Consider the following 25,925-nt stretch of genomic DNA (forward strand, 5'->3'; position numbering starts at 1 on the left):
GATTATGCTCAATCAAATTATAGAGTTTTCAGTCAGACAAAAATTCGTAGCACTATCTTTAGTTGTTTTGATGGGGGCTGCCGGGGTGTTCTCTTTACTGAGACTGCCCATCAACTCCCTGCCTGATGTTACTCCCGTTCAGGTATTGGTGATTACCAAGGCGGGTCGGTATTCGCCTTACGATGTGGAAAAGCTGGTGAGTTATCCCATCGAAACAGCCATGAACGGCTTACCCGATGTAAAAGAGGTGCGCTCCATTTCTCAGTTTGGCTTGTCGGCAGTGACGGTCGAATTTGAGGAGAACACCGATATTTATTTCGCGCGCCAAATGGTTAGTCAGCGTTTGCAGTCCATTAACGATGAGCTGCCACCTGATGTTTCAACTCCCCAGTTGGGACCAATTTCGACGGCCCTGGGCGAAATCTATCAGTATGAAGTGAAGGGCGAGAATTATTCCCTGACTGAGCTCCGGGAGATTCAGGACTGGCTGATTGCCCCGCAACTGAAAATCGTTAAAGGAGTTACCGAGATCAACTCATTTGGAGGTTTTGTCAAGCAGTACAATGTAGTCATTCAGCCGGGCAAAATGCGCAATTACGGGGTCGGCATTCAGGAAATCATCACGGCCATTGAGCAAAACAACAGCGTGTCGGGAGGTAACTTTTTGGAGCATAACCGGGAGCAATACATTATTCGTGGTTTTGGTCAGATTAACCGGAAGGAGGACATTCTCAACATCGTCGTCACCAAGCTCGACAATAAACCCGTTTTTATCAAGGATTTGGCCGATGTGGAGCTGGGAACACAGATTAGGCAAGGCGGTGTTACGCGCGATGGGAAAGGCGAAGTGGTTACCGGTATTGTGATGATGCTGCGCGGAGGAAATGGCCGGGAGGTGATTGCTGAAATTGAAGAAAAAATTGCATCCGTCAATGAAAACCTGCCCGAGGGTGTGACGATTGAGAAGTTTTACGATCAATCCGATTTGATTGAACGAACCACCGGAACCATCACCACCAACCTGGTTGAAGGAGGATTTTTGGTTATTGTGGTTTTGTTGCTGTTGTTGGGTGAGTTCTCCGGGGCTATCATCGTAGCCATGGTTATTCCGCTTTCCATGTTGTTCGCTTTCATCGGCATGCGCGAATTTGGGCTCGCTGCCAACCTCATGAGCTTGGGAGCAATTGACTTTGGGATGGTGGTGGATGGCTCTGTGGTGATGGTGGAAAATATCATCAAAAGGCTGCGCGAAAAGCAGGGCGGAAAAGACACCGATGAGGTGATTATCAAGGCGGCCCGACAAGTGGTTCGCCCCATATTTTTTGGCGTACTTATTATTCTGATGGTGTATGTACCCATCATGACCTTCAGAGGAATGGAAGGTATTTTATACCGGCCGATGGCCATAACGGTGGCTGCCGCAGTGTTGGGATCGTTGCTGTTGGCACTGGTGTTTATTCCCTCGGTTTCAGCCTTGATTTTCAAACGAGGTGTCAAGCCCCGAAAAAACTGGCTGATTAACTGGTTACAACCTATTTATCAGCGGTTCTTAGAGCGCAACATTCAAAAGCGCTTTTTGGTACTAAGCGTGGCGCTTGCAGTTTTTGGCCTTTCCATGGTGGTGATGGTACGACTGGGAAGTGAGTTTTTACCTGAGCTCGAAGAAGGTTCTATTTTGGTGGAACAAGTGCGAATGCCTTCCGTTACGCTCGAAGAGTCCATTGAAAATGCCAACTGGCTGGGTGGTCAGCTCATGAAAAATATTCCGGAAATTCAAACGGTGGTTCCCAAAACCGGACGTTCCGATTTAGCCAACGATTGGATGGGCGTTCATCAAACCGATGTTTGGGTGGTGTTGAAAAGCCCTGATGAGTGGCGCAGTGGAATTACCAAACAGGACATTATTGCTGAAATTGAGCCTTACCTGAAAACAGAACCCGGGCTGGCTTACAACTTTACTCAACCCATAGCCATGCGGGTGGATGAGCTGACCAGTGGGGTGAAATCGGACCTGGCCGTGAAGATTTATGGTGAAGACCTGGAAGAGCTGAATCGTATTGGTGAGTCGATTTCGCAGGTGGTGGCTGGCCTGGATGGCACAGATAACTTTTTTGTGGAGCAGGCCATTGGACAACCTTACTTAACCATTGCTATTGACCGCGAAGCCGTGGCTTCATTTGGTTTGAATGTTGATGAAGTGCAGCAAGTTATTGAGGCCGGGATTGGCGGACAAGTGGCCGGTCAAGTATATGAAGGCCAGCGGCGCTTTGATATTCTGGTTCGTTACCCGGAAGACATCCGTCAGCAATTGCAGCAGATTCAGGAAATTCCTGTTTATCTGGCCAATGGTCAGTCGATACCGTTGAAACGGGTCAGTCAGATCATTGCACAGGAAGGACCACGCGAGATTCAGCGTGAGAATGGCTGGCGTCGTCTGATTGTGGGTGTTAATATAAAAAACATGGACATCGGAAGTTACGTAGGCCAGTTGCAGGAAGCCATTCGTGAAAAGGCTGTTGTTTCGCCGGGCTATTTTATCGAATACGGTGGAACCTTTGAAAATCAGCGCCGGGCCATGAACCACCTCTTGCTGGTTGTGCCGCTTTCTTTGTTTATCATTATTGGTTTGTTGTACCTTAATTTTGGCAACATGCGTTATGCCATGATCATCTTGCTGAACCTGCCATTTGCCTTGTCTGGTGGAGTTTTTCTTTTGTGGGTGAGAGGCCTGTATCTGTCGGTTTCAGCAAGTATTGGATTTGTTGCGCTGTTTGGCGTGGCGGTGCTCAATGGCATTGTGCTGCTTGATCACATCAATGAAGTGCGTAAGGAGACTAAAAAATCGCTTAAGGAAACGGTCATTACCGGGGCGGTAGACCGCTTGCGACCGGTTTTAATGACTGCTCTGGTGGCCAGTTTGGGCTTTATTCCCATGGCCTTTAACTCGGGGCCGGGATCAGAAGTTCAGCGGCCCTTGGCAACGGTGGTTATCGGCGGTTTAATCACCTCCACCTTGCTGACCCTGCTGGTGCTTCCAACGATTTATTTGTGGGTGGAAAAACGACGAAACAAGCCGGAGGACAAACCTGAAGCGAACCCATTGACGACCTAGATCAAAGAAGGTGTCTAAAAAGTATAATTCTTCGTCATTGCGAAGGAGGAACGACTGAAGCAATCTCTTATTCATAAGATTGCTTTGTTTCACTCGCAATGACGGTTTTACATGCTAAAGCGACCTTTTGGACAGCCTCTTTTTTATGTGGTGGTCAGTACGGCCTTTTCTGTGTCAACACTTAACTGGTAGTTGGCGCCAAAAACAAGAGGTAAATTGCGTTCAATATGACCGGCCGGAAAATCAAAACATACAGGGAAATGCTCGTCTTTCAGCACATCGCGAATGATCTCCCCGGCTGTTTGCCCAAAGGGGGAATCATTGTCTTTCATTTCGGTGAAACCGCCTACGATTAGGCCGTTCAGCTTGCTTAGTTTTCCTGCCAGCTTAAGGCTGTGCATCATCCGGTCAAGGTGATAGAGGTATTCCGACAAGTCTTCAATAAATAAAATGCGGCCCTCGGTTTGAGGTTCGAGCGGAGTGCCCAGCAGACTGTAAAGAATGGACAGGTTGCCGCCAATAAGTGTTCCGGAGGTTTGCCCAGTCCGGTTAAAAGGATGGCTGGCAACGGTTGTCGCCGGAAGTGTACCTGTCAGGGTTTTCATCAGTTCGTTAAAGCTCTCAGTCGGCTGATTATCTTTTAGATAAAAGGCGGGCATGGCCCCGTGTATGCTGCAAAAGCCTTCCTGTTGAAGCCGGGCGTGCAGGGTGGTAATGTCACTAAAGCCTACCAGCCATTTCGGGTGCTTGCGAAAAGCAGACAGGTCGATCTGGTCAATCAGGCGTATGGTGCCATAGCCTCCGCGGGCACAGATGATCGCTTTGCAATGCGGGTCGTCCAAGGCTTGCTGCAAGTCATTCAGGCGGTTTTGGTCGGTTGCGGCAAACTGAAAATGAGCATCAAAAACATGATCGCCCGGGATTACCTCAAAACCTTGCTGGCGGAGTAAATTCACGCCGTCCAGTATTTTTTCTTTCACTACTTTTCCTGCAGGGGCTACAATTCGGATCCGGTCTCCCGGCTGCAAATATTCGGGTCTCAACATGGGGTTCTAAATTTCATTTGAAGGTACAAATCTTCCTGTAATGGTGAAAACCAAATTCAGAAATATAGCGTATCAGTAATAACGTAATCAGTATTAATTGTTTAGGTGAAGTGCCATGAGAAAACAAGTCGGTATTTTAGGATCAGGAAGCGTGGGCCGGACATTGGCTGACGGCTTTTTAAAATATGGTTATGAGGTAAAAGTGGGAACGCGCGACAGACTTCGGCTAGCCCATTGGTTAAAACAAGCCGGAGAAAAAGCCTCCGTTGGTTCCTTTTCAGATGCAGCTCACTTTGGCGACCTGGTTGTTTTGGCCGTTAAAGGCAGTGCGGTGGAGTTTGTGCTCGACCTGGCCGGAGCGGCTACTTTGCATGGAAAAACAGTGATTGATACCTGCAATCCGATTAGTGATGATCAGCCGGTTCATGGCGTTTTGCATTTCTTCACCAAGATGAATTTTTCGCTGATGGAGCACCTGCAGGAGAAGTACTCACGGATTCACTTTGTCAAAGCATTCAGTTGTGTGGGGAATGAGTTCATGGTGAACCCGGAGTTTGAGGGTGGCAAACCGACCATGTTCATTTGTGGAAACAATGAAGACTCTAAAAATCAGGTAAAAGAAGTGCTTGACCTTTTTGGCTGGGAGATTGCTGATATGGGAAAAGCTGAGGCTGCCCGAGCGATTGAACCACTTTGTATGCTTTGGTGTATTCCGGGTTTTCAGCACAATGAATGGAGACACGCGTTTAAACTTCTGAAAAAATAAGCCTGATCAGGACTTTCCTCCCAACCAGGCTATTTGTTTTAGTGGTTTTTGCTTTGGAAAAGGCAGTTATCAAAGTGTTCTTAGCTTCGTTCCAGTTTTACCGTAAAATGGCGCATAATGGGGGCTTCTTCCGCAATCCGGAAGCCTTTGGTGATTTGGTCCCGTCGATCCAAAATGTTTTTCAATCCGGCTGCTACAACATCCATATGGTTGTTGGTATACGTCCGACGCGGAATGGCCAGTCGCAAGAATTCCAGCTTTGGATATCGGTTTTCTTTGGTTACCGGATCACGGTCGGCCAGCAAAGTGCCCACTTCCACACCTCTCACTCCGGCTTCCAAATACAGCTCAACCGCAAGGGTTTGTGCAATGTACTCTTCCTTCGGAACCTGTTGCAGGAAGCGCTTGGCATCCACAAAAACAGCGTGCCCGCCCAGTGGTTTCTGAACCGGAATGCCCATTTTAATCAGTTGGTTACCCAGGTAATGAACCTGGCGAATGCGGTTTTCGAGGTAATCTCCGTTGGTGACTTCTTCCAGCCCGATGGCCAGTGCATTCATGTCGCGTCCGGCCATCCCTCCGTAGGTGATAAAACCTTCGTACATGATGTTGTAAACCGTAGCTTGCTGGTGCCAATCTTTGCGGCGCATCGCCAAAATACCGCCGATATTTACAATCCCATCCTTTTTACTGCTCATGGTCATCCCATCGGCATATTGATACATTTCGCTTACAATCTCGCGAATGCTTTTGTTTTGGTAACCCGCCTCCCGGTTCTGAATAAACCAGGCATTTTCAGCAAAACGGGCAGAGTCGAAAATCACCGGAACCTGGTATTGATCAGCAAGCTCACGGATTTGGCGGAGGTTTTCCATGGACACGGGTTGCCCGCCTGAGCTGTTGCACGTCAGGGTAACAATGATCATGGGAATCTGCTCGCGTGGATGTTCTTCCAACACGTGAGTCAGTTTGTCAATTGAAATATTGCCTTTGAAAGGATGGGTTCCGTTGGTGTCAAAAGCTTCATCAATGGTGCAGTCTATGGCTTTGGCCTTTCGAAATTCAATGTGTCCTTTGGTCGTATCAAAGTGGGAGTTTCCCGGCACCAGCTGGCCTTCTTTCACCAGAACCGAAAACAGCACATTTTCGGCCGCTCTTCCCTGGTGGACAGGTAAAAAGTAGTCGAATCCAAAGATTGTTTTGACTTTTTCTTTGAGGTGAAAGTAGGATGATGATCCGGCGTAACTTTCGTCTCCGGTCATCAAGGCACCCCATTGACGGTCGCTCATGGCGCCGGTGCCACTGTCGGTCAGCAGGTCAATAAAAACCTGGTCACTTTTTAGGTTGAATAAATTGTAATGTGCCTGATGAATCCATTGTTCCCGTTCTTCACGGGTGCTTCGGTAGATGGGCTCTACCATTTTTATTTTATAGTTTTCAGCAAAAGGTAAATCCATTTCTCAATTCATTTGAAGTTAAAGATTACATTAAAATCAGTTAAATGAACTGGAAATGAAAAGCATCACGGTTTTTGATGTTTTTGAATTGGTCTGTTTTTGCTTGTACATCAGGTGTTGACATACAAGCAAAAATAGGATTTTGACCCGTCAAAAAGTATTAAAAATGTCAGTTTTGCTTATTTGTTTTTGAGGTCGATAAACCAATTGATGGAAGCAACGCCAAAAGGTAAAATGGCAGATTGATGATCGGCTCCGGGAAGTTTAACCAGCTTAATCAGATCGTCACTCACATTTAAAGCTTTAAATCCCTCATGCATCTGAACCGAAAGTTGAAGAGGCACGTAGGTGTCGGCTTCGCCATGGAAAAGTCGGGTAGGGCTTGTTGTTTTCCACGGTTGTACGCTGTTTTGCGCCAGGGCCGTTTGGATCGGCTGGTATTGGGTGTTGGTGGCATAGCCTGTGCGAAAACCGGCTTGAAACAAGTCTTCAACCTGGGTGGTAAGCTCGTCATTGATTGCATTTCCGGGGGTAACTCCGTTGAAAAGTTCCGGAATTTTGGCCGCATATTGATCAGCAAAGATCTCATTCAGCGGATTGGGGTATTTGTTATGAACGTGGTAGGCTTTCATGAGGTAAGCCAAAAAATAGGGCATGGGGTAGCTGTCTTGTTCCACAATCAGTTCATTCAACAGGTTTAAATTATACGGGCCGGCACCACAAGTAGTGGCTTTCAGCTGGTAATCTTCCAGGCCGTTTTGCTCAATTTCGTGTTTCAGCTGCATGGTTGACCATCCGCCTTGCGAGTAGCCCATCAGGTATAAATCTTCGTTAAGTGAGGCCGAAATATGCTCCTGACTGACAAATTCGCGGGTTGCCTTTAGCAAGTCAACCAAGCTGGGCAAGGTGTTGTCTTTTTCAAGGTAGGGGTGAAAAACCTGGGTGGACTCACCAAAGCCGGGGTAGTCGGGGATAACCACAATAAACCCCAGCGCAGCAAAATTTTTGAGAACCAGAAAAAGCTCGTTGGACTGATCCACCGTCGGGGCTTTGCTGTATTCCACATTCGTGCCGTTTTGGAAACTAATTACCGGGTAGTTGCCCGGCTTGTCCGGAACGGAAATTAAGCCGGAAACTAGCAGCGGATCGTCCTCGAAAGTGGTGTTGTAAGTTACCTTGTACACTTGCGCGCCCGAGCTGACTTCATTGTCCATGGTGCCGTCATCATCGAACTGTGCGGCCAGCAAATTAAACAGAAGCTGGGCTGAATTTTGGGTAATGGTGCCAAGCTGTTTTTCTGATTCGAGGAAGACAAAGGAAGTTTCAGTAGGTGTAGGATCGTCGTTTTTTCCACAGGAAATAAGGAGAAGTGCCAGAAAAAGGACGAATAGGAAACGGTAATATTTTTGATTCATCGTTGATCGTTTAATTTAAGTTTATTCTTTGTTTGATGCATGAAATCCCAGTTCAGCAGCCGATTGGCGCAGGAAGTCACGCGTGTAATAATCCTGGTCAATGAGCTGGCCGTTCCACACCATAAGATCCAAATCAATGGTTCGGGGACCGTATTTGTGTTGAGTCCGATCGCGTCCAAGTTGATCTTCAACGTCCTTCAGGTATAGGTTTAACTCCTCTTGCGACAAGTTGGTTTCAATTTTAACGGCTCCATTTGTAAAATCACTCTGTGCGGTGTAGCCAATGGGCTTGGTTTTTAGCATGGTCGATGTTTGTAAAATGGTACAGGATTTCCCGATCAGCTGCAGGGCTTCTGCAATGTTTCTTTCCGCGTCAATATTCGATCCGATGCCAATTATGCAGGTGTTCATCGCTGGGCTTCCATTTCAAAAGAGACCGATTCGGCAAACCGCAGGGCATGAGGTTTATCTACTTCTACTTTGGCGTGGCGAACACGTTCGTCTTCCATAATTAATTGCAGCAGATTTTTGGTCAAGGCTTCCAGCAGCTTGAAACGTCCTTCCTGCACAAAAGCAATGATTCGCTTGGTAATCAGCTTGTAGTCGTAAATGCCATCCGGCTCGTCCGACTCCAGCGCTTCTGCCGGAATGTCCACCTCAATTTCGAGGTTGATTACTACATCTTGCTTGTTGACCAGTTCTTCGGGGTTAAACCCAATATAGGTTCGTATTAAGAGGTCTTTTACGCGTATTCGTGCCATAGTTTTATTCGTTTTTTCCCAGGTTCTCACCGCCATCAGCAAAAAGCAGTTGGCCGGTTAAATGCTTGTTTTCTATAATAAAGTCGAGGCTTTGCAAAATAGGAGCCAGTCCGCCGGGCTTTTGCATGGGGATGGCTTGAGCCAGCTTCCACAAGTAATCCTCATCCTTGTCTTCCGGAGCTAAGCTTACGCCCGGTGCAATCGCGTTGACGCGGATGTGTGGCGCAAATTCCAGTGCTGTCATCTTGGTCAGTTCCCAAAGGGCTTTTTTGGACAGGGAGTAGGCCGCAAAATTGGATTTGTTACTTGTTATTCGGGTGTCAACAAAGTTGATGATCAAAGCTTGCTGACCCTTGTTTGCCAAATCGCGGCTCAGGATAAAAGGAGCTTGGAAATTGACCGCCAGCTGACGATGAAACAAATCCATCGATGTGGACTTGATGCTCGAAGGTTCAAAAACAGAAGCATTGTTGATTAATAAATCAAGCGTTGAAAATTCAGCGAGCACGGCAGGAATGAGCTGTTGAACTTCTTCTTCATTGGATAGGTCGGCCTTGAAAATACGGAAGCAAGCTTCGCTAAACTGTTGGTTTAATTCCTGTTGAAGCTTTTGGGCAGCGTCAGCCGAAGTATTGTAATGAAGCGCGATATTCCAGCCGCGGGATGCCAGATGCTGGGCCAAGGCCTTGCCAATACGTTTTGATGCTCCTGTGATCAGTGCTGTTTTTCTCATCCGTTTGACGTTTAATTTGCGGCAGGTAAAACTTGAATCTCAATTCTATTAAACCGCAGAATTAACTGATTAAAGGTATTGTTTTATGTCAATAAAGACAACAGGAGAACACGGAATTTGTTTGTAGCCCATTCCAGATTCCGGCACCTCCCTCTACTTGATGTTTAAGAATAGCTTTCGTAAGATTCTGATAAATTTTTGAAACTAAAACGTCGCAAATTCCGAAAAATAAAACAGGGCTAATGTTCATAAAAGAGATTTATTATGGAAGAAAAAATTATCACTATTGCCATGTTGCCTTACGCTACCGCAGAGGTTTTGCGGTCGATGCTCGAAGCCAAAGGAATTGAATGTTCTCTGGAGAATGTGAATTTGATTCAGGGGGCGGTGGCTTCCGGGGTAAAAGTGCGTATTAATGCCAAAGATGCGAGTAAGGCGTATCCGGTTTTGGATAAAGTGTTGGGTAAGATTGATGAAGACTATAAAAAGCCGGAAGATTTTATCCTCATTCCTGTTGATTTTTCCAGCTACTCTTTAAAGGCGGCGGCAATGGCTTTTGAAATTGCCCGAAAACTGAACTCAGGGGTGGTGTTTTACCATGTCATTCCTCAGCCTGATTATTTTACCATTCCGTATTCCGATGTAATGGCTTTCGATGCCGGTCTTTACGATCACCTGAAGGAGCGGGAAGAATATGTGCACGAGGAGTTTGCGCGGTTTCAGAAAAAGCTGCTGGAACAGGTTGGGCAGGAAGTCTGGGATGCATTAAAAATGGAACAAATTATCAAGATGGGCTATCCGGAAGAAGACATCCTGGCTTACACGGAACTTCATCCGCCACGGATGATTGTTATGGGTATTAAGGGACCCTCGAATGAGCTGGATGCCGTGATGGGAAGTACAACGGCAGGGGTGATTTACAAGGCGAAGGTTCCTGTTTTGGTAATTCCCGAAAAGGCGCCTTTGTTGAATTTATCGTCGGTTAAAAAAGTGGTTTATGCCACCAATTTTGATGATAAGGACTTCCATGCCATTGATAAGTTGCTGGGGCTGCTAAAACCCTTTAACACCGAAGTAACCTGCCTGCACATTGGCAATGAGGAATACAAGGAGCTGAGCGAAGCCCGGATGAAAAGTATGCGGAAAGTGTTGAAGAAAAAGTATCCGGATGATTCGCTGACCTGTCAGATTATGACTGGCAATGACGTGTTGGTTGACCTGGAAAAATACATTCAGGAAAAGGGCATTGATATTTTGTCCTTAACGACTCATAAACGAAACATGATTACACGGATTTTTAACCCGAGTATTGCCCGAAAAATGGTGTTTCACCTGAAAACCCCCTTGCTGGTATTTCATGCCTAGTGATTTTCTGGTTTTAAAGGAAAGAAAACAGGAAGTTATCGTGAAGTTCGCTTCAACATAACTTCCTGTTTTTTTTTTAAGGCCTGATGTTGGCTAGTTGAAACTGGCCAATTTAGCCAGGTACTTGCCAATAATATCGAATTCCAGGTTGATAACAGTGCCGGGATTGAAGGTGTGAAAATTGGTTTCTGCGTAGGTGTAGGGAATGATTGCCACCTGGAAGGAGTTGTCTTTCGAATTGACTACCGTAAGACTTACGCCATTCACTGTTACCGACCCTTTTTCCACCGTCATGTAACCTTGCTGTGCTTTTTGCTTGTCGAATTCGTATTCGAATGTGAAATACCAGCTGCCATCGGCTTCTTCCACCTTGGTGCAGGTTGCAGTCTGGTCAACGTGCCCCTGAACAATGTGTCCGTCCAGTCGTCCGTTCATCATCATGCTACGTTCCAGGTTAACTTTTGATCCGACTTCCCAATAGCCCAGATTGGTTTTTAACAGGGTTTCCTTGATGGCTGTTACCGTGTAGGTTTTCGCCTCATTGTCCACTTTCACAACAGTCAGACAAACACCGTTGTGCGATACACTTTGATCGACTTTCAATTCGTCAACAAATGAACAGGTCAGTGTAAAATGATAATTTTCCTGCTCTTTTTCAATGGCTTTAACTACGCCGTATTCTTCAACGATTCCTGAAAACATAGTACTTCAATTTTTTATCCTGCGAAGTTACCGAATTCGATGGAATTCCAGAAATGGAAAGCCTGACTTTGACGGAGATTGACTGCCTGCAGAATGCAACCGGGAGAACCACTTGGCTTGCGAATACCGCTTCTTATTGGTGTGACCAATTGCTGAAATCGGCCTGCACTTTTTTAATTCCGAATGTGTATTTGGCCTTTTTCAGGGCCTGAACCGGGCTTTTCTGCTTCATAAACTTGAAAGTCAAAAGAACCATAGGTGAAAAAAATCAGGTCTGATACTCGCTTATTTGTGCTATCTTGCACAATGCTTTGGAAATGCAAAACGCCATGAATGATATTTTTAAAAAGATTGGTACGACACAAACTTTAAGTCAAAAAATTGAGCGGAATATCGAACGGGCTATTCGGGAAAAGAAACTTCCGATTGGTTCTAAGTTGCCTTCAGAGAGGGAGCTTTGTGAGATGTTTGCCGTGAGTCGAACAGCGCTTCGCGAAGCCTTGCGGCGCTTAAGTGCCCGGGGGTTGATCGAAATCAGAAAGGGGAGTGGCATGGTCGTGAAAAAGATCAACATGAAAGATGCCATTGACTCGCTGAACCTGTATTACGACTTGAAATTTGACATGAACCTGATTAGTCAGATCATCGAGTTGCGTCTGGCTTTTGAACCGGAAATTGCAAAAATGGCTGCTTTGAACCGGAAAGATGAGGACCTGGCTAATCTGGAGCAAAACCTGATTGATTTTGCAGCTTGCGATCCGGACAATACCCAGCTGGAATCGGACATGGACAACAAGTTTCATTTAAATGTGGCCCGGGCTACCGGAAACCCGTTTGTGATTGTAACCATGGAACCGGTACACAACCTGCTGCCTCGCATGCGGAATTTTATTTATGCCAACATTGAGGGGGAAAAGGAAATTACCTTGGGTTATCACAAAGAAATTGTAAACGCCATACGCGAGCGCGATGCCGAGCGGGCTTACGAAAAAATGCAAGCCCACCTGGATCGGAATATGCAGGTTTATAATAAGTTCATGAAAATTCCCGAACAGGATTAGTGTTTTTTGCTGGCCTCCAGTGCTTTGTTGACCGAACCATGCAAGAGCAATAAGCGTCTGGCCTTGGCTTCGTCGTAGCCCAGCTCGTCCATGATCATGCGGGTGCCCCGTGCAATGAGTTTTTGGTTGGTCAGCTGCATGTTTACCATTTTATTTCCTTTTACACGGCCCAGTTTGATCATGAGGGTAGTGGTAATCATATTCAGAATCAGCTTTTGCGAAGTGCCTGATTTCATGCGTGTGCTACCCGTAACAAACTCTGGTCCAACAATAGCTTCAATGGGAATATCTACTTGTTTGGCCAGTTCGCTGTTGGGATTGTTGGTAACACAGCCAGTCAGCAATCCATGTTTGCGTGCTTGCTTCACCGCTCCGATGACATAAGGTGTACGGCCCGACGCAGCAATGCCAATCACCGTGTCCAGCGGGGTAACCTTGTAATTTTGAAGCTCCTGCCAGCCCAGTTCTTCATTGTCCTCAGCAGCTTCAACCGCTTTTCGAATGGCCTGGTCTCCACCGGCAATCATTCCAATAACCAAGTCATAGCCAACGCCATAAGTTGGTGGAATTTCTGATGCATCCAGAATGCCTAAACGTCCGCTGGTGCCGGCGCCAACATAAAAAAGACGTCCTCCTTTGGTCATCCGTTCCACGGTTTGTTTCACCAGCTTCTCAATTTGAGGAATGGTTTTTTGCACGGCAGGAAGTACCTTTTGGTCTTCTTGATGAATATTATCAAGCAGTTGCCTGACATCCATTTCTTCGAGGTTGTTGTAATGCGAATCGGCTTCAGTTACACTTTCTATTGTCATCTTTTCAAGTTTATTCTTCGGTATGTTCATGATACTCTTTCAACTTATCGATGGGCCCCTTCAGAATGATTGGTGTCGGAAACCCATAAGCTTGAGCCAATTCATCAATGATTGGCTTGAAGTGCCAGGCCACAGAGCCCACAAAGCCAAGTGGATAATTTCCGGCTTCGGGCAGCTGAAGGATATTGCGTTCAAAAAACTCTTTGGCGCTCGTTGTCACCAGCCTGTGGCAGTAGGGGACTGCCAGGTGCCTGGATAGGAAAGGAGCAAAGCCAGCCAGGTACTTGTTTGGCCGTTCGGTCCGATAGACTCGTGTCAATACTTCTGCCTGATCGAGTGAAAATTCGCTTTCAAACAGTTTTTTACAATCGGTAGGCATGATGTTTTTGAAATAGTCGCCCAACAGTTTTTTTCCGAGTACCGCCCCGCTAAATTCATCTCCAAGAATGAAGCCTAGCGGAGGAATGCCGCTAACGGTTTTCTGACCATCGTACAGGCAGCTGTTGGAGCCCGTGCCCACAATGCAGGCGATTCCGGCTTCGGTGCCAAATAATGCCCGGGCTGCACCCAAAGCATCGCTGGCTGTTTCTATTGAAACATTGGGGAATAGCCGTTCAAGGGCTTTTTTGATAACATCGCCTCGTTCCTGGTTGATAATGCCTGCCCCGTAGAACTCGATTTTGTCTACACTGGTTCCGGCGGGAAGAAGCAATTTTTCGCGAAGTTCTTCATAGATATCTTCACTGGTTCTGAAGAACGGATTAATTCCTTTCGTTTGAAAGGCCAGCTCTTTGGAAACCTTACCTGTCAGCAACCAATCGGTCTTGGTTGATCCACTATCAGCAATTAATCGAATCATGAAGCAAATATAAGGAATTTTGGTTCATAATAAAGAAAGTTATAAGATGTATTACAGATTTTGCTTTTGTGTGATTAAAAACTTATTTTTGAAGGAGAAACCTAACAGGAGTTTTTGAGCCGTCCAAGGGTCAAAAGTTTTCTTTAAAAACCTGACATATGAACTATAAGCTAATTACGTTCCTTGTATTCTTTGTGTTTTGCGGGGCTTTAAGGCTTTTGGCACAGCCTGTTATTCGTATCAATCAACTGGGCTATCTTCCCAAGGCATTTAAAACAGCTGTTTTGTTGAGCCCTGAGGAGCTTATAATCGATAAGTTTGAGTTGTATGACAAAATTTCCGGAGAAAAAGTTTATGAAGCTTCGGCTGAAATTGCAGATGCCTCGCTTTGGGGGATGCAGTCTGCCTACCGGCTTGATTTTTCAGCTTTCCAGGAGGCCGGTGGTTTCTTTATTCAGGCAGGAGCAACGCAGTCGCCCTCCTTTCACATTGGAAACGATGTTTACGATGGAACGGCCGACTTTGTGCTGAACTACATGCGTCAGCAACGTTGTGGTTTCAACCCGTTTTTAAATGACTCTTGCCACTTACACGATGGTGTTATTGTCGATCATCCGACCCGTTCCGGCGAGCAGATTGACGTGACCGGTGGCTGGCATGATGCCTCTGATTACCTGCAATATTTAACGACTTCAGCCAATGCAACCTACCAGATGCTATTTGCCTACCAGCAAAATCCGGAGGCTTTTGGCGATAAATACCAGGCCAATGGCTTAGCCGGAGCTAATGGAATACCTGATATTTTGGACGAAGCGCGCTGGGGACTGGAGTGGCTTTTGAAAATGAATCCGGCAAAAGATGAGATGTACAACCAAATTGCTGATGATCGCGATCATAGAGGGTATCGTCTGCCTAACAAGGATACAGTTAGCTATGGGCTGGGGAAAGCACGTCCGGTGTATTTTGTTACCGGAAAACCACAAGGTCTGGGAAAACATAAAAACCGGAGTACCGGGGTGGCTTCTACGGCTGCCAAGTATGCCTCGGCGTTTGCATTGGGCGCTCAGTTGTTTGATGATATAGACCCTCAGTTGGCTGAGGTGATGCACCAAAAGGCTGAAGACGCCTGGACTTTTGCACTTTCTGATCCCGGGGTTTTTCAAACAGCCTGCATGGTTTCTCCTTATTTCTATGAAGAGGAAAATTACATCGATGATATGGAGTTGGCAGCAGCTTCGCTTTACCAATTGTCTGGTAAGGATGACTATCAGCAACAGGCGCGTTACTGGGGTGCGCTGGAACCGGTTACCCCCTGGATGGCTTTGCATCGGGCAAGGCATTACCAGTACTACCCGTTTGTTAACTTGGGACATGCTTTGCTGGCACAATCCGCCAATGAATCCACTTCCGAGCAATTTCTGGCCCTGATGAAACAAGGACTGAGCCATTTAAAGCACTTTGCAGGCAATGATCCTTTTCAGCTTGGAATTCCTTTTCAGTGGTGTTCCAACAATTTTGTAGCCGGGGCAGCTACTCAGGCCCGGCTGTACCGTCAGCTAAGCGGTGATGAGACTTTCGCAACGCTTGAAGCGGCCCTGGTTGACTGGCTTTTAGGCTGTAATCCCTGGGGAACAAGTATGATCTGCGGACTTCCTGAGGGAGGTGAATACCCGGAAAAACCGCATTCTTCCATCACGGTTCTGATGCATGAAACCACCACTGGCGGGCTGGTGGATGGACCGGTTTACCGATCGATTTACGAAAGTCTGCGTGGGATTCTGCTTTTGGAACCGGATGAATATGCCGATTTCCAGAACGGGAAAGCCGTTTATCATGATGATATTGGCGATTACTCATCGAATGAACCGACCATGGATGGCACGGCGAGCTTGAGCTTTTTATTTTCCTCGCTGGAAGTTGAGGGGCAAAAAGACCAAAACATGAGCCGAGTGGTAAAAGACAGTCAGGGGGCACTGGTGCGGATGGATACCACGAGCCGGAAGGTTTACCTGATCTTTTCAGCACATGACTACAACGATGGCGGCGAGCTGATTGCTAAAACCTTGAAGAAACACAACCAGAAGGCTTCCTTCTTCTTTACCGGAGACTTTTATGAAAATCAGGATAACCAGAAATTAATTGCCCGGTTGATGAAGGATGGCCATTATCTGGGGGCCCATTCAGATAAGCATTTGCTTTACGCTGACTGGGAGAAACGCGACTCACTGCTGGTAACGCGCGAAGTGTTTGAAAAGGATCTGGTAGCCAACTATCATAAAATGGCCGAGCTGGGCATTGATCCATCCGAAGCACCTTACTTTTTGGCGCCTTACGAATGGTACAATGAAGCCATTGTCAACTGGAGTAAGCAGCTGGGTTTGCAAGTGGTTAATTTTACAACGGGGATACGCACCAACGCAGATTATACAACCCCTGACATGAAAAACTACCGATCATCAGAAAGGATTCTAAATGGCCTGAAAAGCTTTGAAAACGATCAACCGGCCGGACTTAATGGGGCTGTTATTTTGATTCATCTGGGAACAGCTGCTGAACGAACCGATAAGTTTTATCATCATCTGGATGAACTTTTGGATTTCCTGACCAATAAAGGCTACCAGCCAAGCCGTTTGTGATGAGGATGTAGGGTTGAAATTTTTTATGCTGAATTTATACTATGACTAATTCGCTGATTCTGACTGTTATTCTTTTGTTTTTTGGCTTGTTGATGGTGATTTCTTACCTGACCTCAAGAAATGCCAGCAACGATACTTTTTTTACGGGAAATCGCCGGTCTCCGTGGTACTTGGTGGCCTTTGGCATGATTGGTTCTACCATTTCGGGGGTGACTTTTATTTCGGTGCCGGGCGAGGTGGGCAACACGGGCTGGACGTATTTGCAGTTTTTGCTAGGCAACTTTGTCGGTTACTGGATCATTGCATTGGTTTTAATTCCTCTGTATTACAAGCTTCGGCTCGTTTCCATCTATACTTATCTCGATCAGCGTTTTGGCCTTCGTTCATACAAAACAGGAGCTTTCTTTTTCCTGCTTTCTCAAACCATTGGAGCCTCTTTTCGGCTTTACCTGGCGGCTGGTGTGCTTCAACTGGCTTTTTTCGATGCGCTGGGTATTCCTTTCTGGTTGACGGTTTTGCTCACCCTGCTATTAATCTGGATTTATACGCACCGGGCCGGAATTAAGACGGTTGTGTGGACTGACTCCCTGCAGACACTTTTTATTCTAGGGGCGGTAGGGATGACCATTTGGGTTATTTCGGAACAACTGGATCTGAGTGCCGGGGGTTTGGTGGAAACAGTGGCCAATCATCCGTACAGCCGGATCTTCGATTGGGATTGGCAGTCGAAAACCAACTTTTTCAAGCAATTTCTGGCTGGTTTGGGGATCGTGATCACGATCAATGGATTGGATCAGAATATGATGCAGAAAAACCTGACCTGCAAAACGCAGCAGGATGCTCAGAAGAATATTTATTGGTTTAGCCTGGCTTTTATCATTGCCAACCTGCTTTTTCTGTGCCTCGGTGTAATGCTCTATTTTTTCGTGCAGCAAAAAGGGCTGGCTATACCCGAGCGTAGCGATGACCTTTTTCCGATGTTGGCGATGCAATATTTTGGGCCATTGGCCGGAGCACTGTTTTTGCTTGGTATTCTGGCTGCAGCCTACTCTAGTGCCGACTCCGCCCTGACGGCGCTGACAACTTCGTTTTGCATTGATTTTCTAAATATTGATGCTGAGGCGAATAATAGCAAAGCCACTCGTTTTAAGGTGCACATTGCCTTTTCATTGCTGGTTTTCCTGGTTATAGTCCTCTTCCGTATCATTAACGACGAAAGTGTGGTGACTGCTGTGTTTCGGGTGGCTGGGTACACCTATGGTCCCTTGCTGGGTTTGTTTACTTTCGGAATTCTGACCAAACGACAGGTGAAGGATCGCTATGTTCCTATTGTAGGCTTGCTGTCGCCTGTGTTATCTTTGGTGATTGACCGCAATTCGGAAAGCTGGCTGGGTGGCTACCAATTTGGATTTGAACTTTTGCTGCTGAATGGCTTACTTACGTTTATTGGCTTACTCTTGTTGACAAAAAAACATACAAATGAAAACAACGCAACGCTACCTCGCACTTGATGTGCTCCGCGGCATTACGATTGCTGCGATGATAACCGTGAATACTCCCGGCAGCTGGTCGCATATCTATGCTCCTTTGCGCCATGCAGCCTGGCATGGATGTACGCCCACCGATTTGGTCTTTCCATTTTTTCTGTTTGTGGTTGGGGTATCCATGTTTTTCTCTTTTTCAAAATACGGCAATCAGCTGAACAGGGAGTCGCTGGTGCGCCTGAGTCGGCGAACGGTGTTGATCTTTGCCATCGGCTTGTTTCTGAATTCTTTTCCGCAGTGGAGTAAGGATTTTTCTCAGTTGCGGATTATGGGCGTGCTGCAGCGGATTGCACTGGTTTATGGGTTCGCCTCCTTGATTGTCTTATCGGTTCAAAAGAAGTATCTGCCATACATAGGTGGAGGTATTTTGTTGGTTTATTGGGGAATAATATATTTTATGGGAACGGGTGACCCATACAGCCTGGAGAGCAATGCCACCATCCCGTTTGACCGAATGATTCTGGGTGAGCAACACCTGTACCGGGGCTTTGGTATTCCTTTCGATCCGGAGGGTTTGTTGAGTACATTGCCGGCTATTGTAACGGCAATACTGGGTTACTTGGCCGGTTCGCTAATCAAGCAGCATGAGAAACTGCAAGTACCCAAACAATTGGTGCTTTGGGGCATTGCAGGGGTGATCGGCGGATTGGTCTGGGGACAGTTTTTCCCAATCAACAAGGCCCTTTGGACAAGCTCGTATGTGCTTTATACGGGAGGGCTGGCCAGTATTTTCCTGGGTGTGTTGGTCTGGATTATCGACTTGAAGCATTATCAGAAGTGGACCTCCTTTTTTGTGGTATTCGGCATGAACCCCTTGTTTATCTTCGCGCTGTCTGGCTTGTGGGCCATTACCATCAGCCGGATTATTCGTTGGGAAGGCCGGAATGGCGAAATGCAAAATGCTTACAGCTGGCTTTACCAAGAGGTTTTTGTACCATTGGCCGGTCCTTTGAACGGGTCGCTCCTGTTTGCCCTTACCCACATTGTTTTCTTCTGGTTTATAGGCTATGTGCTTTACAAGAAGAAAATATTCATCAAGGTTTAATGATTAAATTGCGGAAACCAAAACAGCTTTCGGTATGAAACGGATTCTCTTTTTTAGCTTGCTTTTCATTCTTCTTGCGGCAAAAACGCAGGCTCAGTTTGTGATGAATGTCTTGCTGCAGGACCATTGGGTTGATTCTGTGTTTCAATCGCTGACACCCGAACAGCGCATCGGACAGCTGGTTTGGATTAACACGGCAGCCAATGCAGACCTGGAGAAACAATTTGAAGTTGCAGAACTGATTGAAAAATATAACCTCGGCGGAGCTATTTTTTTCACCGGCGACCCGGTTAAGCAAGCTCGTTTAACCAACTTGTACCAATCGGTTGCTCAAACGCCTCTGATGATTGCCATGGATGCAGAGTGGGGGGTAGGAATGCGGCTTCCAGGAGTTATTGCTTTCCCATACAATATGATGTTGGGGGCATCGGATGATCCTGAATTGATAAGGGAAGTCGGGAAAGAGATGGCCCGGCAGATGAAACGGCTGGGTGTGCAAATGAGCTTCGGGCCTGTTGCCGACAGCAACACGCAGCCGTTGAATCCGATTATTGGGATGCGTTCTTTTGGTGAATCTCCGCAACGTGTGGCCGACTTCAGTTTGGCGTATATGCAGGGCTTGCAGGAGAATGGTATTTTGGCAGTAGCCAAGCATTTCCCTGGGCATGGCGACACCCAAACTGACTCGCACTACAGCCTTCCGCTGGTTCCTTATTCACGTGAACGACTCGACTCTGTTGAGCTATTTCCTTTTCGTCGGTTGGCCGATGCAGGGATTGCAGGCGTGATGACGGCTCACCTGAATGTTCCGCAACTGGCGTTGAAGGGAATTCCTTCAAGCTTGTCTGCCCGCATTATTCAAGGAGTTTTGCGTGATGAATGGCAATACGATGGCTTAGTTGTTACTGATGCCATGAACATGGCCGGGGCAAATACCTATGGTGCGCCGGGCGAGATAGAAGCACTGGCACTAAAAGCAGGCAATGATGTGGTGGAGTTTCCGAAAGACATCGAGCAGGCGATAGCAGGCATTAAACGGGCAATTGAGCAGGGGAATCTTAGTTGGGACGAAGTGAACAGCAAATGCCGGCGTGTTTTGGCAGCTAAGCGTTGGGCCGGACTTGATCAACTGGAGCCGGTTGATCCGCATGGTTTGCTTGAGGACCTGAATGCCCCGCAAACCGAATTGGTAAAGCGGAAAGTGATTGAGTCGTCGCTTACTTTGCTTGAAAACAGCCAGGAGCTGATTCCGCTGATGCGGCTCGATACCCTTCGCATAGCCTGCCTGACGGTAGGAAGTACCCCGGTGACGCCTTTCCTGAAGATGTTGGCGAAATACACGGAGATCCACGATTTTTTTCTTCCGGAGAATTTTTCAAAAGAGGAGCTGGAAGCCGTAAAGGAGCAGTTGCAGGACTTTAATCTGGTGGTGGCAGGCCTTCACTTGTATGAAAGTAAAACAAGGCGTTCGATGCAGGTGGGCAACATGCAGCGCACCAGACCGGAACGTCCCTATGGATTAAGCGGGCAGACAGAAGCTTTGCTGAACTACCTGGCCAATGATAAAAAGTCCATTGAGGTATTTTTCTCCAGTCCTTATGCTTTGGCTGAAGTGAAGAACTTTCAGGCACCCGAAGGCCTGATTATGGCTTATCAGAATGATTCACTGGTGCAGGAGCTCGCGGCTCAGTTAATTTTTGGCGGCATTAGCTCGTCCGGGAAGTTGCCGGTCAGCCTGGGAGACTATTACGCGGCAGGCGATGGTTTGACCATTCTTGAACCGATTCGTCTGAAGTATACCATTCCGGAGGAAGTGGGTTTTAACAGCAGCCGGCTGAATAGGCGCATTGATTCTTTGGTGAGAGAAGCCATCGTCAAGAAGGCCACTCCGGGCTGCAGCGTGTTGGCTGCCAAGGACGGGAAAGTAATTTTCAATAAAACCTATGGGTACCACACCTATGAACAACTGGTGCCTGTGCGGGAAAATGACCTGTATGATTTGGCTTCGGTGACCAAAATTACCGGCGCGCTGGCCGCTGTCTTGAAAATGACCGATGATGGACTGATTGATTTGGATGAGCCGTTCTCAAAGGCCTGGCCCGACTGGCAAAAACGTTTGTTCCATCGTTCCAATAAAGAAGCACTGAGTTGGCGGGAAATTCTGGCGCATCAGGCAGGATTGATACCCTACCTGAACTTTTGGACTGAAACCGTGGACGATGGCAGCTTGAAACCGCGTTGGTATTCCTTTCAGAAGCAGAAGGATTATACTCTGGAGGTGGCTCCGGGCTTGTTTCTGAATGAAAAGTTTACAAAGAAAATGTATCGCACCATTCGGAAGTCCAGCCTGAATGAGCCAGGCAAGTATGTGTATAGCGGACTTTCGTTTTTGGTCATACCAAAATTGACTCAGCGGCTAACCGGCCAGAATTACGTCGATTTTCTGGATCAAAACTATTATCAGCGTCTGGGGGCTGGCCGCTTGACCTACAACCCGCTTGAAAAGTTTTCAGTAAACGAAATTGTGCCTGCAGAATACGATCAGTACTACCGCAAACGTCAGATACACGGCACGGTGCATGATGAAGCAGCGGCTGTGCTGGGTGGCGTATCCGGAAATGCCGGTTTGTTTGGCACGGCCAACGACCTGGCCAAGCTGATGCAGATGTATTTGCAGATGGGCACATACGGCGGATACCAATATCTGCAGTCTCAAACAATGCAGGAGTTTACCCGTGTGCAATTTCCGGAAAATGACAACCGACGGGGGCTGGGCTTTGATAAGCCCTTACTCAACAACCGGGAGTTAACGCCCGATGCCGCTTATCCTTGTATCGGAGCCAGCCCTGCAAGCTTTGGACACTCTGGGTTTACCGGCACTTTTGTTTGGGCCGACCCCGAAAGTCAACTGGTTTATATCTTTTTGAGCAACAGGGTTTACCCCAGCCGCGAAGGCAATTTATTAGGTCGAATGAATGTTCGAACAGGCCTCCTTCAGATTTTTTACGATGAACTTGCTCAATAACATGTATTACATCTTACCAATTGAATAATATTTCATAACTTAGTTGGCAATTAAAAGATGGTGAAGTTGATTTTGTGTCGTCCTGACTGATTAGCATCTTTATTTAAAGTGCTCACTATATGATCCTTGTCTTATGTACTCTACTAAACTATTAATCTTAGGAATTATTCTTCTGATTACATTAACTTTTCAAAATCTCTTGTATTATGAAAAAAAGCTTATTACTTATCTTTCTTCTGTGTTTGGTGATACAGCTCACCCAGGCACAAACCCGGTCGATTAGTGGAGAAGTCCGCAGCAAATCGACCAACGAACCTCTTCCCGGCGTATCGTTGGTGGTAAAAGGAACCACCCAGGGTACGGTGACTGACGTTGATGGTCGGTATAGCCTTTCTGTGCAGCAAGGTGCAGTTCTTCAAGTTAGCTTTATTGGAATGCAACCGCAGGAAGTTACGGTTGGCAATGCTTCAACGATCAATATTGAATTAGAAGCTTCAGTTGAGGATTTGACTGAAGTTGTGGTAGTGGGCTATGGCACACAAAAGAAAGCGAACCTTACCGGTGCTGTTGCTTCGGTGGATACCAAGGTGTTGGAAGCAAGACCCATTGCCGATGTCGGGCGTGGATTGCAGGGATCGACTCCTGGGTTGAACGTGGTTGTTCCCAGTGGAGAGGTTGGTTCTGACCCGATTTTGAAAATTCGTGGACAACTTGGTTCTTTAGAAGGAGGTTCATCCCCTTTGATTTTGCTGGATAACGTAGAAATTCCTTCCATTCAATTGGTTAATCCTGATGATATTGAATCGATTTCTATTTTGAAAGATGCCGCTTCAGCTTCAATTTACGGATCAAAAGGGGCTTTTGGAGTTATTCTTATTAACACCAAAAAGGGAGCCAAAACGGAAAGCGTTAATGTTTCATATTCCGGCAACCTGTCCTTCCAGAATATTTCGAAGAAAATAGAAATGGCCGGAGTTGATGCTTTGGAGTACTCGGTGCTGGCCATGGAGCGTGTTGGTGCCACTTCAATAGGAGCTTTCTGGAAAGTAACCAGAGATAGTTATGAAAAGGCCAAAGCTTGGGAAGAAACGTGGGGAGATCAAGTAGGAACAGGTGATCCGATGCTATATGGACGCGATTGGTATGTTGATGCGGATAACCGCAAATTGGGACTTCGTACCTATGATCCGTACGACTACATGATTAAGGAGTGGACACCTACGCAGCAACATAACTTGTCGGTGAGTGGTAAATCAGGAGCTACGGATTACAACATTGGTTTTGGTTACCTGGATCAAACAGGTATGCTGAAGCCAGCCAAAGAGGATGATTTTAAACGTTACAATGGCTCGGTGCGTGTTGGTACGCAAGTGAATAGCTTTCTGAAGGTCCATGGAGGAACAATCTTTTCCAAGCGGGTTAAGCGTTATCCGTTTGCCACAGCTTCAACAACTGCTGACCCTTGGTTGTATCTTTACCGTTGGAGCCCAATCTATCCGCTCTCTACGGAAGACGGAGATCCCATCCGGAGCCCGGTTTCAGAAGTGCAACAGGCCAATACGGCTTTCCAGGAAACCAATTATACCAGCTTAAACGGAGGTTTTGTTTTAACTCCGCTTGAAGATTGGAATATCAATTTCGATTACACACATGCCAATGAGGAATACATCAACAAAAATCCGGGAACACGCTATACGGCCCGCAACAGCTGGTCGGCAGGAATTCCTAAGTATGATGAAAGCGGAAACCGGATTTATGTGAATGATGCCGGGCAACCCGTTTCTTCAACTGCTCCGGGAGCTATGGCCGCCTACGAATTGAATATGATGACCTATACAGGTGTGGGCTCAAACCCTGACCGGGTTTACCGCTATGCCCGAAACCGGAAATGGAATACCATCAATTTAAGTACCACTTATGATTTGGATATTAATGAGATCCATGCCTTCAACTTCATGTTGGGTTTGAACCGTGTGGGCTATGAATTGGGGTCAAACTACTCGCAACGCCTGGAACTGGTGGATTATGAGAATCCGCAGTTTGATTTGGCAACCGGGACACAAACGGCAGGCGGAAGTGAATATTGGGAGTCTCAACTCGGATTTTTCGGGCGTGTAAACTATAATTTCAAGGAAAAATATTTGTTTGAAGCTAACCTTCGCTACGACGGAACTTCCAAATTTCCTTCTTACCTGCAATGGCAGTGGTTCCCTTCATTTTCTGCCGGATGGCGTGTAAGTGAAGAACCTTGGATGGAGGCCCTGCAGCCAGCGCTTAGCTCGTTGAAATTTAGGGGATCCTGGGGATCAATCGGTGACCAGTCGGTCAGCAACTCCTTGTACATTCCAACGATGAGTGGCGGTTACAACAGTTGGGTAATTAGTGGCGCACGGCTTTATGAATTCGGCACCCCAACATCGGTGTCTTCTTCCATTACCTGGCAGGATATTACAACACTCGACCTGGGCTTCGATGCTCGTTTTGTTGACAATAAACTTGGCCTTACCTTCGACTGGTATCGTCGCGATACGGAAAACATGATTGTGCCTCAGGAAGGTTTGCCGGTAACTTACGGAACCAGTGCTCCTAAAGGCAATTTTGGTTCACTCCGAACCAATGGTTTCGAAGTCCAGCTGGATTACAACCACCGGTTTAAAAATGGCCTGGGCATTAACGTAGTTGCAACTCTGGCCGATGCCAAAACGAAAATTACCAAGTATGGATCAACTACCAGTATCAACTCTTGGTATGTTGGAAAAACCTACGGCGAAATTTGGGGCTACGAGACCGACCGGCTGTACCAGAAAGATGACTTTGTGTATGATAGCAACGGAGACCTGGTCACTACGGTAACAGAAGATGGTTATACGATTAATCAGCTGTCGGACTCAGAAGCGGCAACGCAAGGCTATATCCAATCGGGTAACTTCCGGTTTGGCCCTGGCGATGTGAAATTTAAAGACCTGAATGGTGATGGTGAAATTAATGCAGGAAATCGCTTAACAGATGATCACGGAGATCTGAAAGTGATTGGAAACAGCACTCCTCGCTACGAATATGGTTTGCGCTTGGGCGCTGACTATAAAGGATTCGACTTGTCTGTATTTATTCAGGGAGTAGGCAAACGCGATGTATGGGGAAGTGGCTTCCTGGCTATCCCCGGATTTCAAGCCTCTGACGGTGCTATGCCGCAGGCCATTGCCGGCGATTTCTGGAGAGAAGACCGGACCGATGCGTTCTACCCGGCTCCCTATAACCTGGCTGGGAGCAGCACTTCTTTAAACATGGTTCCGCAAAGCCGCTACTTGCTTGACATGTCTTACCTAAGGGTGAAAAATATTACGGTTGGTTACAGCCTTCCGGAGAACCTGGTGAGCAAAATGTATCTGAAAAGCCTGCGCGTTTATGTGGCGCTGGAAAACTTCTTCACCAAGGATAACTTGCGTGATCTGCCGATTGATCCGGAAGAAATTGCCGGTTATTCCATGTGGAACAGTTCGAACTACAATTTGGGCCGTACCGGAGTGGGTACGCCTACCTTTAAAAGTGCGTCGGTTGGCGTTCAGTTGAACTTCTAAAACGAAAC

The 25,925-nt window shown here is 46.8% G+C and carries 18 protein-coding genes; 9 read left to right on the forward strand and 9 right to left on the reverse strand.

Translation table 11 applies throughout. The features are described from left to right. The first annotated feature begins 4 nt into the window (after positions 1 to 4). The gene (locus tag Q1A18_RS08530; protein WP_299578526.1) at positions 5 to 3,112 is read left to right on the forward strand and encodes a CusA/CzcA family heavy metal efflux RND transporter; all 3,108 of its coding nucleotides are present in this window, start codon (positions 5 to 7) and stop codon (positions 3,110 to 3,112) included. 143 nt (positions 3,113 to 3,255) lie between these two features. On the opposite strand, the gene Q1A18_RS08535 is transcribed toward Q1A18_RS08530, so the two are convergent. Then, complete coding sequence (locus Q1A18_RS08535; protein ID WP_299578527.1) at positions 3,256 to 4,158, reverse strand: LD-carboxypeptidase; 903 nt, start codon at positions 4,156 to 4,158, stop codon at positions 3,256 to 3,258. A gap of 115 nt (positions 4,159 to 4,273) precedes the next feature. Between Q1A18_RS08535 and Q1A18_RS08540 the strand changes: the two genes are divergently transcribed. Then, a complete protein-coding gene (locus Q1A18_RS08540) occupies positions 4,274 to 4,924 on the forward strand; it encodes an NAD(P)-binding domain-containing protein (protein WP_299578528.1) in 651 nt (216 codons plus the stop codon). Between the two features lie 80 nt (positions 4,925 to 5,004). On the opposite strand, the gene Q1A18_RS08545 is transcribed toward Q1A18_RS08540, so the two are convergent. The 5 genes from Q1A18_RS08545 to Q1A18_RS08565 all read right to left on the reverse strand — a co-directional run bounded on the left by Q1A18_RS08545 (position 5,005) and on the right by Q1A18_RS08565 (position 9,290). Next, positions 5,005 to 6,381, reverse strand: a complete 1,377-nt coding sequence (locus Q1A18_RS08545; protein WP_299578529.1) for a tryptophanase — start codon at positions 6,379 to 6,381, stop codon at positions 5,005 to 5,007. A gap of 179 nt (positions 6,382 to 6,560) precedes the next feature. Further along, positions 6,561 to 7,796 carry an alpha/beta fold hydrolase gene (locus Q1A18_RS08550; RefSeq protein ID WP_299578530.1) on the reverse strand — a complete coding sequence of 412 codons (1,236 nt, stop codon included), beginning with the start codon at positions 7,794 to 7,796 and terminating at the stop codon, positions 6,561 to 6,563. A gap of 21 nt (positions 7,797 to 7,817) precedes the next feature. Then, a complete protein-coding gene (folK, locus tag Q1A18_RS08555; RefSeq protein ID WP_299578531.1) occupies positions 7,818 to 8,207 on the reverse strand; it encodes a 2-amino-4-hydroxy-6-hydroxymethyldihydropteridine diphosphokinase in 390 nt (129 codons plus the stop codon). Beyond that, on the reverse strand, positions 8,204 to 8,557 hold the full coding sequence (locus Q1A18_RS08560) for a dihydroneopterin aldolase (protein WP_299578532.1): 354 nt from the start codon (positions 8,555 to 8,557) through the stop codon (positions 8,204 to 8,206). Before Q1A18_RS08560 ends, folK begins: the two co-directional genes overlap by 4 nt. A 4-nt stretch (positions 8,558 to 8,561) precedes the next feature. Then, positions 8,562 to 9,290 carry an SDR family NAD(P)-dependent oxidoreductase gene (locus Q1A18_RS08565; RefSeq protein ID WP_299578533.1) on the reverse strand — a complete coding sequence of 243 codons (729 nt, stop codon included), beginning with the start codon at positions 9,288 to 9,290 and terminating at the stop codon, positions 8,562 to 8,564. A gap of 264 nt (positions 9,291 to 9,554) precedes the next feature. On the opposite strand from Q1A18_RS08565, the gene Q1A18_RS08570 reads away from it, so the two are divergent. Continuing rightward, a complete protein-coding gene (locus Q1A18_RS08570) occupies positions 9,555 to 10,655 on the forward strand; it encodes a universal stress protein (protein WP_299578534.1) in 1,101 nt (366 codons plus the stop codon). Between the two features lie 93 nt (positions 10,656 to 10,748). Here the strand turns inward: Q1A18_RS08570 and Q1A18_RS08575 are convergent, their stop codons facing one another. Next, positions 10,749 to 11,357, reverse strand: a complete 609-nt coding sequence (locus Q1A18_RS08575) for a riboflavin synthase (protein WP_299578535.1) — start codon at positions 11,355 to 11,357, stop codon at positions 10,749 to 10,751. 329 nt (positions 11,358 to 11,686) lie between these two features. Between Q1A18_RS08575 and Q1A18_RS08580 the strand changes: the two genes are divergently transcribed. Then, positions 11,687 to 12,418, forward strand: a complete 732-nt coding sequence (locus Q1A18_RS08580) for a FadR/GntR family transcriptional regulator (RefSeq protein WP_299578536.1) — start codon at positions 11,687 to 11,689, stop codon at positions 12,416 to 12,418. Here Q1A18_RS08580 and murQ read toward each other — a convergent pair. Beyond that, positions 12,415 to 13,230: an N-acetylmuramic acid 6-phosphate etherase gene (murQ, locus tag Q1A18_RS08585; protein ID WP_299578537.1), complete on the reverse strand. Its 816-nt coding sequence runs from the start codon at positions 13,228 to 13,230 to the stop codon at positions 12,415 to 12,417. The genes Q1A18_RS08580 and murQ overlap by 4 nt on opposite strands. 10 nt (positions 13,231 to 13,240) lie before the next feature. Further along, positions 13,241 to 14,089 (reverse strand): ATPase, encoded by an 849-nt coding sequence (locus Q1A18_RS08590; protein WP_299578538.1) that lies wholly within the window; start codon positions 14,087 to 14,089, stop codon positions 13,241 to 13,243. A 158-nt stretch (positions 14,090 to 14,247) separates the two neighbouring features. Here Q1A18_RS08590 and Q1A18_RS08595 point away from each other — a divergent pair, with 158 nt between their 5' ends. The 5 genes from Q1A18_RS08595 to Q1A18_RS08615 all read left to right on the forward strand — a co-directional run bounded on the left by Q1A18_RS08595 (position 14,248) and on the right by Q1A18_RS08615 (position 25,917). Beyond that, positions 14,248 to 16,725, forward strand: a complete 2,478-nt coding sequence (locus tag Q1A18_RS08595) for a glycoside hydrolase family 9 protein (protein WP_299578539.1) — start codon at positions 14,248 to 14,250, stop codon at positions 16,723 to 16,725. 41 nt (positions 16,726 to 16,766) lie between these two features. Beyond that, the gene (locus Q1A18_RS08600; RefSeq protein ID WP_299578540.1) at positions 16,767 to 18,236 is read left to right on the forward strand and encodes a sodium:solute symporter; all 1,470 of its coding nucleotides are present in this window, start codon (positions 16,767 to 16,769) and stop codon (positions 18,234 to 18,236) included. Then, positions 18,205 to 19,314: a heparan-alpha-glucosaminide N-acetyltransferase domain-containing protein gene (locus Q1A18_RS08605; protein ID WP_299578541.1), complete on the forward strand. Its 1,110-nt coding sequence runs from the start codon at positions 18,205 to 18,207 to the stop codon at positions 19,312 to 19,314. The genes Q1A18_RS08600 and Q1A18_RS08605 overlap by 32 nt, the downstream gene beginning before the upstream one ends. A 34-nt stretch (positions 19,315 to 19,348) precedes the next feature. Further along, positions 19,349 to 22,339, forward strand: a complete 2,991-nt coding sequence (locus Q1A18_RS08610) for a glycoside hydrolase family 3 N-terminal domain-containing protein (protein WP_299578542.1) — start codon at positions 19,349 to 19,351, stop codon at positions 22,337 to 22,339. A 206-nt stretch (positions 22,340 to 22,545) separates the two neighbouring features. Continuing rightward, positions 22,546 to 25,917: a TonB-dependent receptor gene (locus tag Q1A18_RS08615; protein ID WP_299578543.1), complete on the forward strand. Its 3,372-nt coding sequence runs from the start codon at positions 22,546 to 22,548 to the stop codon at positions 25,915 to 25,917. Positions 25,918 to 25,925 lie beyond the last annotated feature (8 nt).

It is taken from the genome of uncultured Sunxiuqinia sp. (assembly GCF_947495665.1).
Taxonomy (GTDB): Bacteria; Bacteroidota; Bacteroidia; order Bacteroidales; family Prolixibacteraceae; genus Sunxiuqinia; species Sunxiuqinia rutila.